General features: G+C 72.6%; 8 protein-coding genes. All 8 read left to right on the forward strand.

What is annotated here, in order from left to right; genetic code table 11:
* Window positions 1–210: 210 nt before the first annotated feature.
* The 8 genes from egtA to PSH25_RS04590 all read left to right on the forward strand — a co-directional run bounded on the left by egtA (window position 211) and on the right by PSH25_RS04590 (window position 6,409).
* The gene (gene egtA / locus PSH25_RS04555; protein ID WP_238657807.1) at window positions 211–1,446 is read left to right on the forward strand and encodes an ergothioneine biosynthesis glutamate--cysteine ligase EgtA; all 1,236 of its coding nucleotides are present in this window, start codon (window positions 211–213) and stop codon (window positions 1,444–1,446) included.
* 80 nt (window positions 1,447–1,526) lie between these two features.
* Window positions 1,527–2,873 carry an ergothioneine biosynthesis protein EgtB gene (egtB, locus tag PSH25_RS04560; RefSeq protein WP_238657814.1) on the forward strand — a complete coding sequence of 449 codons (1,347 nt, stop codon included), beginning with the start codon at window positions 1,527–1,529 and terminating at the stop codon, window positions 2,871–2,873.
* A gap of 43 nt (window positions 2,874–2,916) precedes the next feature.
* On the forward strand, window positions 2,917–3,717 hold the full coding sequence (gene egtC, locus PSH25_RS04565; RefSeq protein WP_238657808.1) for an ergothioneine biosynthesis protein EgtC: 801 nt from the start codon (window positions 2,917–2,919) through the stop codon (window positions 3,715–3,717).
* Entirely contained in the window at window positions 3,714–4,679 is a 966-nt protein-coding gene (gene egtD / locus PSH25_RS04570; protein WP_238657809.1) for an L-histidine N(alpha)-methyltransferase, read from the forward strand. Before egtC ends, egtD begins: the two co-directional genes overlap by 4 nt.
* A 218-nt stretch (window positions 4,680–4,897) precedes the next feature.
* The gene (locus PSH25_RS04575) at window positions 4,898–5,485 is read left to right on the forward strand and encodes a TMEM165/GDT1 family protein (RefSeq protein ID WP_238657810.1); all 588 of its coding nucleotides are present in this window, start codon (window positions 4,898–4,900) and stop codon (window positions 5,483–5,485) included.
* A gap of 39 nt (window positions 5,486–5,524) precedes the next feature.
* Entirely contained in the window at window positions 5,525–5,887 is a 363-nt protein-coding gene (locus PSH25_RS04580; RefSeq protein WP_238657811.1) for a DUF1622 domain-containing protein, read from the forward strand.
* Entirely contained in the window at window positions 5,884–6,207 is a 324-nt protein-coding gene (locus PSH25_RS04585) for a hypothetical protein (protein ID WP_238657812.1), read from the forward strand. Before PSH25_RS04580 ends, PSH25_RS04585 begins: the two co-directional genes overlap by 4 nt.
* Before the next feature lie 4 nt (window positions 6,208–6,211).
* Complete coding sequence (locus tag PSH25_RS04590) at window positions 6,212–6,409, forward strand: hypothetical protein (protein ID WP_238657813.1); 198 nt, start codon at window positions 6,212–6,214, stop codon at window positions 6,407–6,409.
* The last annotated feature ends 53 nt before the right edge of the window (window positions 6,410–6,462 follow it).

A 6,462-nucleotide genomic window follows, 5' to 3' on the forward strand; every position in this document is an offset into this window, starting at 1 on the left:
AGCCCTCGCCGCCCGCCGTTCTCGCAGCCCTGCGGGCCGCAGCGGCGCGCGGGACGGTCGGCGGCTGCGGCCGTTTGGTTCCGCCCTGCATCGGAAATTCGTCTGTTAGACAGAGGTTGGTGGCGCCGTGCACGCCCCCGACGGTGTCGGTGGGTCCGTTTACGGTGGCACAGTGTGCCGGAACCGGCGCACGGAGAGGGGGCACGACCCTTGGTGACGTCACCCGACCTGGACCGCAGCGCCATTCTGCGCGAGTCCGCAGCCGCAGTCCGACACCTCGCTCGGATCTGCTTCAAGACCGGCCCACCCACCCACACCGGCGTCGAACTGGAATGGACCGTGCACGACGCCGCCGATCCCGCCCGCCCCGTCGACGCGACGCGGCTGCGAGCGGCGCTGGGGCGGCACAGCCCCGCCACGCTGGATGCCACCAGCCCGGCCGAGCCGCTGCGACACGGCGGCATGGTCACCCTGGAGCCGGGTGGCCAGTTGGAGATCTCCACCCCGCCCCGCCCCTCGGTCGCCGCCTTGATCCGCGCCACCGAGGCCGACATCGCCCAGGTCACCGACCTGCTGGCCGCCGCCGGGCTGATCCTCGGTCGCAGCGGCATCGACCCCCACCGACGGCCCCGCCCGGTGGTGGAAACCCCCCGCTACCGCGCGATGCGCGGAGCCTTCGACCGTCGTGGCCCGGCCGGTCGCACAATGATGTACAGCACCGCCGGCCTGCAGATCTGCCTCGACGCCGGCGAACCGGACCAGGTCGCCGACCGCTGGGCCGCGGCCCACGCGGTCGGGCCCCCACTGCTCGCGGCGTTCGCCTCCGCCGCTCGACACGCCGGGCGGCGCACCGGTTGGGCCTCCGCCCGGATGGCCGCCTGGCTGGCCATCGACCCGACCCGGACCCGTCCGGTCTGGTCTCCCGCCCGCGCCGGAGACGATCCGACCGACGCCTGGATCAGCTACGTGCTCGCCGCGCCGCTGCTCTGTCTGCGCCGCCGCAACGCCGACTGGGCCGCACCGCCCGGGGTGACCTTCGCCGACTGGCTCGACGGCGCGCTGCCACAACCACCCACCACCGACGACCTCGACTACCACGTCAGCACGCTCTTTCCGCCGGTGCGGCCGCGCGGCTACCTGGAGCTGCGCTACCTGGACGCCCAACCCGACCGGGACTGGCGGCTGCCGCTGGCGGTGCTGACCGCCCTTTTCGACGACCCGGGCACCGTGCGTGAGGCGTACAGGGTCGCCACCCCGGTGGCGCACCGCTGGTCGGCCGCCGCCCGGCACGGTCTGGCCGACCCGGCGCTTGCCGCCGCCGCGGCGGCCCTGCTCGACCTGGCCCTGACCGCCCTGCCCCGACTGGAGCTGCCGGCCAACACCCACGACGAGATCCAGCGAGGTGTACGTCGGCGGCTGACCGCCGCAGAAAGGAGAGACCAGTGAGCGCGAGGAGTGAGCCGGGGTTGCGAGCCTCGCAGTCGCGAACGGAAGGCGGCTCGGTGAGCGCGAGGAGTGAGCCGGGGTTGCGAGCCTCGCAGTCGCGAACGGAAGGTCGGGTCGACGGGGAGCAGTTGCGCGACCGTATCGCGGTGGAGTTGGCGCGGGCCCGCGCCCGTACCTCGTTGTTGACCGAGGTGGTCGACGACGCCGACCTGACGCGCCAGCACTCTCCGTTGATGTCGCCGCTGGTCTGGGATCTTGCCCACGTGGGCAACCAGGAGGAGCTCTGGTTGGTCCGGGACGTCGGGGGTCGGGAGCCGGTCCGGTGCGACATCGACGAGTTGTACGACGCGTTCAAGCAGCCGCGCCGGGACCGCCCCGCGCTGCCCCTGTTGCCGCCCGCGGAGGCGCGCGCCTACCTGGCCACCGTCCGGGACAAGGTGCACGACCTGCTCGACGCGGTGGCCTTCACCGAGCGGCCGCTGGTCGCCGACGGGTTCGCCTTCGGCATGATCGTCCAGCACGAGCAGCAGCACGACGAGACCATGCTCGCCACCCACCAGCTGCGCTCGGGGCCGGCGGTGCTGCACGCCCCGGCGCCACCCGAGCCGTCGGTCCGGGTCGGTGCGGAGGTGCTGGTGCCGGCCGGCGAGTTCACCATGGGCACCGACACCGATCCGTGGGCGTTGGACAACGAACGTCCGGCGCACCGGGTCGACCTCCCGGCGTACGTCATCGACGCCGCCCCGGTGACCAACGGCCAGTACGCGGCCTTCATCGCCGACGGCGGCTACACCGAGCAGCGGTGGTGGAGCCCGGCCGGCTGGGCCCATCGGGTCCGGGAGCAGCTCAGCGCGCCGATGCACTGGCGTTCCGACGGCGACGGCTGGTCGTACCGGCGCTTCGGTCAGTGGGCCCGGGTCCGCGCCGACGAGCCGGTGGTGCATGTGTGCTGGTACGAGGCACAGGCGTACGCGGCGTGGGCCGGCAAGCGGCTGCCGACCGAGGCGGAGTGGGAGAAGGCGGCCCGGTGGGATCCGACGACCGGGCGGTCGCGCCGTTACCCCTGGGGGGACGACGACCCGACCGAGGCGCACGCCAACCTCGACCAGCGCCATCTGCGGCCGGCGCCGGTGGGGGCGTACCCGGCAGGCGCCTCGCCGTTGGGTGTGCACCAGCTCATCGGTGACGTCTGGGAGTGGACGTCGACGACGTTCGACGGGCATCCGGGGTTCACGGCGTTCCCCTACCGCGAATACTCGGAGGTCTTCTTCGGCGACGACTACCGGGTGCTGCGCGGCGGCTCGTTCGGCACCGACCGCTCTGCCTGTCGGGGCACCTTCCGCAACTGGGACTATCCGATCCGCCGGCAGATCTTCAGCGGTTTCCGCTGCGCCCGGGACGTGCGACCGGACGAGTCGTACCGGTGAGTGGCCGCACGACCGGCGGCCCGGCGGCGGGTCGGGGGCGTTGATGTGTCGTCACCTGGCCTACCTGGGGCCGCCGGTCACCCTCGCCGAGCTGTTGTTCGACCCTCCGCACTCGTTGGTGCGGCAGTCCTGGGCGCCTCGGGACATGCGGGGCGGCGGCACGATCAACGCCGACGGGTTCGGTGTCGGCTGGTACCCGGGTGCGGGGGAGCCGGTGCGGTACCGGCGGGCGCAGCCGATCTGGAGTGACCCGACGATCGCCCAGCTCGCGGCGGTGACCCGCACCGGAGCGGTGCTGGCGGCGGTGCGGTCGGCCACCGTCGGGATGGCGGTGCTCGACGGCGCCGCCGCTCCCTTCGCGGAGGGGCGGTGGCTGTTCAGCCACAACGGGGTGGTCCGCGGCTGGCCGGACGCCGTGGTGCCGCTCGCCACCGGTCTGCCGGTGCGTGACCTGCTCACCCTGGACGCCGCCACCGACTCGGCGCTGCTCTGGGCGCTGGTGCGGCATCGGTTGCGCGCGGGTGACGACCCGGTCGAGGCGGTCGGGCGGACGGTGACCGACGTCGCCGCCGCCGCACCCGGGTCGCGGCTCAATCTGCTGCTCACCGACGGGCACCGGGTGGTGGCCAGCGTGGTGGGGCACGCGTTGTCGGTCCGCGAGACGCCGGGTTCGGTGCTGCTCGCCTCCGAGCCACACGACGACGATCCCGGGTGGCGGGCGGTGCCGGAGGGGCACCTCGTCGTCGCCACCGCGGGCGAGGTGCGGGTACGTCCACTGCCGACCCCGGCGCGCCAGGCCGGGCAGGCACGCAACGGTTGGTCGAACAGAGGAGCGAACCGATGACCGCGGAACCCCTGGAGATCTACCTCGAAGAGGGTGACCTGGAGCGCGGCCTGCGCGACGACGTCCGGGCCGGGTTGAGCGCCGGGTCGAAGTGGCTGCCGCCGAAGTGGTTCTACGACGCCCGGGGCAGCGAACTCTTCGAGGAGATCACCCGACTGCCCGAGTACTATCCGACCCGGGCCGAGAGGGCCGTGCTGGCCGCGCACGCTCCCGACATCGCGGCGCTGACCGGGGCCAAGACGCTCATCGAGTTGGGCTCCGGCTCGTCGGAGAAGACCCGGCTGCTGCTGGACGCCTTCACCCGCCGGGGTGGGCTGGGCACGTTCGTTCCCCTCGACGTGTCGGTCAGTGCGCTGCGCGGGTCCACCGCCCAGATCGCCGCCGACTATCCCCGCCTGCGGGTCCGGGGCATCGTGGGGGACTTCACCCGGCAACTGGACCGGCTGCCCACCGGCGGCCGGCGGTTGGTGGTGTTCCTCGGCGGCACCATCGGCAACCTGCTGCCCGCCGAGCGGGGCGACTTCCTCACCGCGATGCGCGCGGCGCTGGAGGTCGGTGACTGGTTGTTGCTCGGTACGGACCTGGTGAAGGACCCGTCGGTGATCGTGCCCGCGTACGACGACGCCGCCGGGGTCACCGCCGAGTTCAACCGCAACGTGCTGCACGTGATCAATCGGGAGCTGGGCGCCGACTTCGACCCAGCCGCGTTCGCGCACGTCGCCGTCTGGGATCCCGAGCACGAGTGGATCGAGATGCGGTTGCGGGCGACCCGGCCGATGAGCGTGCGGGTGCTGGGGCTGACCGTCGATTTCGCGGCGGGCGAGGATCTGCGGACCGAGGTCTCGGCGAAGTTCCGCCCGGAGGGGATCGCCGCCGAGCTGGCCACGGCCGGCTTCGCCGCGGCGGAGTTCTGGACCGATCCGGACGCGCTCTTCGGCGTCACCCTGGCGCGGGCGCGGTGAGCCTGTTCACCCGCCTCGGTCGGGCCGGGCGGTGATCCGATAGGCTGATCACGCGAAGGGGAGTAGCCCCCAATGTCGTGGTCGACATACTGGTGCGTTCCGCATCCGGCCACGCGGCCCCGGGTTTTCTCGGGGCGGGCGAGACCTTCGACTCAGGCTGTTGCAGCCGGGTCGAGGGCGCCCCTGTACCTCCTCCCGGCCTGAACGGGAAGGACGTCATGGAGGGATTTTTCGCCGCGCTGGTCGTCAGCTTCGGCGTCATCTTCGTCGCCGAGCTGGGGGACAAGTCCCAGCTGATGGCGCTGACCTTCGCCACGCGGTTCAAACCGATCCCGGTGCTGATCGGCATCTCGATCGCCACCGCGGTGGTGCACCTGGCGTCGGTCGCCATCGGCGCGGGTCTCGGGGCGGTGCTGCCGACCGAGTGGATCTCCCTGGTGGCCGGCGTGGCGTTCCTCGGGTTCGGCGCGTGGACGCTTCGCGGGGACAAGCTCACCGAGGAGGAGAAGCGCAAGGCGGAGAAGACCAACAAGACCGCGCTGGTGGCGGTGTCGGTGGCCTTCTTCCTCGCCGAGCTCGGCGACAAGACGATGCTCGCCACGATCACGCTCGCCACCAAGTACGGCTGGTTCGGCACCTGGCTCGGCTCCACCATCGGCATGGTGGCCGCGGACGCGCTGGCCATCCTGGTCGGCCGGATGCTCGGTCGGCGGCTGCCGGAGAAGACCATCAAGTACGGCGCCGCGATCCTCTTCGCCATCTCCGGTCTCTGGCTGATCCTGGAGGCGGTGAACGAGCTGACCTGAGCACCGACTAGCCGCCCCGTGGGCGGGTAACGGCCCGGGGTGGAGCCGGCCGAGTTGTTGCACCGCGGCGACCAGGTGCTGGTTGCCGTCGTGGAGGTGGCCGGCGCGCTGGTGATCTTCGTTGGCGCGGTGTGGGCGGCGGTGCGGTTCGTGGTCGAGGGGCTGCGACACCGCACCGCCGCCCGCTTCACGTCGATCCGGCTCTCGCTGGGTCGTTTTCTGACCCTCGGCCTGGAGTTCCAGCTGGCGGCCGACGTGCTGCGCACGGCGGTGTCACCGTCGTTCACGCAGATCGGCCAACTGGCCGCCATCGCGACGATCCGAACGGCGTTGAACTACTTCCTTGGCCGGGAGATCCGCCAGGAGCAGTGTCAGGTGGCCGACGGGGAGCGTCGGCCGTGACGGGCGTCCTGGTCACGGTGGTCACCGCCCTGGCGCTGGTCGCCGGGGTGGTCATCACGGTCAGCACCGGGGCGCTGCGCGGCGGCGTCCGGGTGCTGCTGGACCTGCTCACGGCGGCCGGCCTGCTCCGGCTCGCCGGCGAGCCGGGTTGGAACGGCCTGGCCGGTGCGGTGGCGATCATCGCCCTGCGTCAGCTACTCGGGGCTGCGCTGAGCCGCCCACCGCCGTGGTCCGGCCGACAATCCCCGGCGCGCTGCGCCGACGACGATCACCACCTACCGTTGGCCTCAACAGGTGAAACGGGAAAAGCGGGAGGATGACCACATGGCCCGGCACGACGAACCGAACGAGTACGGCTTCTCCGGCGCTGCCACCGCTCCGGAACCGCCGCCCGGCGGTAAGGCCGACGAGCAGGATCGCGCCGAGGCGGTGGCGGTGCCGGGCGACGACCTCACCGGACCGGCGGCCGACGCGCTGGCCGAGGAGACCGAGGACCTGCCGCCCGCCGAACGTCGCCACTGAGCGTAGGCCCACGCTCGGTGCGGCGGCGCGGCCCGACGGCGAGACCGCGCTCG

Origin of the sequence: Micromonospora foliorum (assembly GCF_022229015.1) — a bacterium.
In the GTDB taxonomy this organism is placed as follows: Bacteria; Actinomycetota; Actinomycetes; order Mycobacteriales; family Micromonosporaceae; genus Micromonospora; species Micromonospora foliorum.

Excerpts from the sequence above, each read along its gene's own strand:
- PSH25_RS04575 (WP_238657810.1), top strand. The coding sequence starts at position 4,898 with ATGGAGGGATTTTTCGCCGCGCTGGTCGTCAGCTTCGGCGTCATCTTC.
- egtC (WP_238657808.1), top strand. The coding sequence starts at position 2,917 with ATGTGTCGTCACCTGGCCTACCTGGGGCCGCCGGTCACCCTCGCCGAG.
- egtD (WP_238657809.1), top strand. The coding sequence starts at position 3,714 with ATGACCGCGGAACCCCTGGAGATCTACCTCGAAGAGGGTGACCTGGAG.
- PSH25_RS04590 (WP_238657813.1), top strand. The coding sequence starts at position 6,212 with ATGGCCCGGCACGACGAACCGAACGAGTACGGCTTCTCCGGCGCTGCC.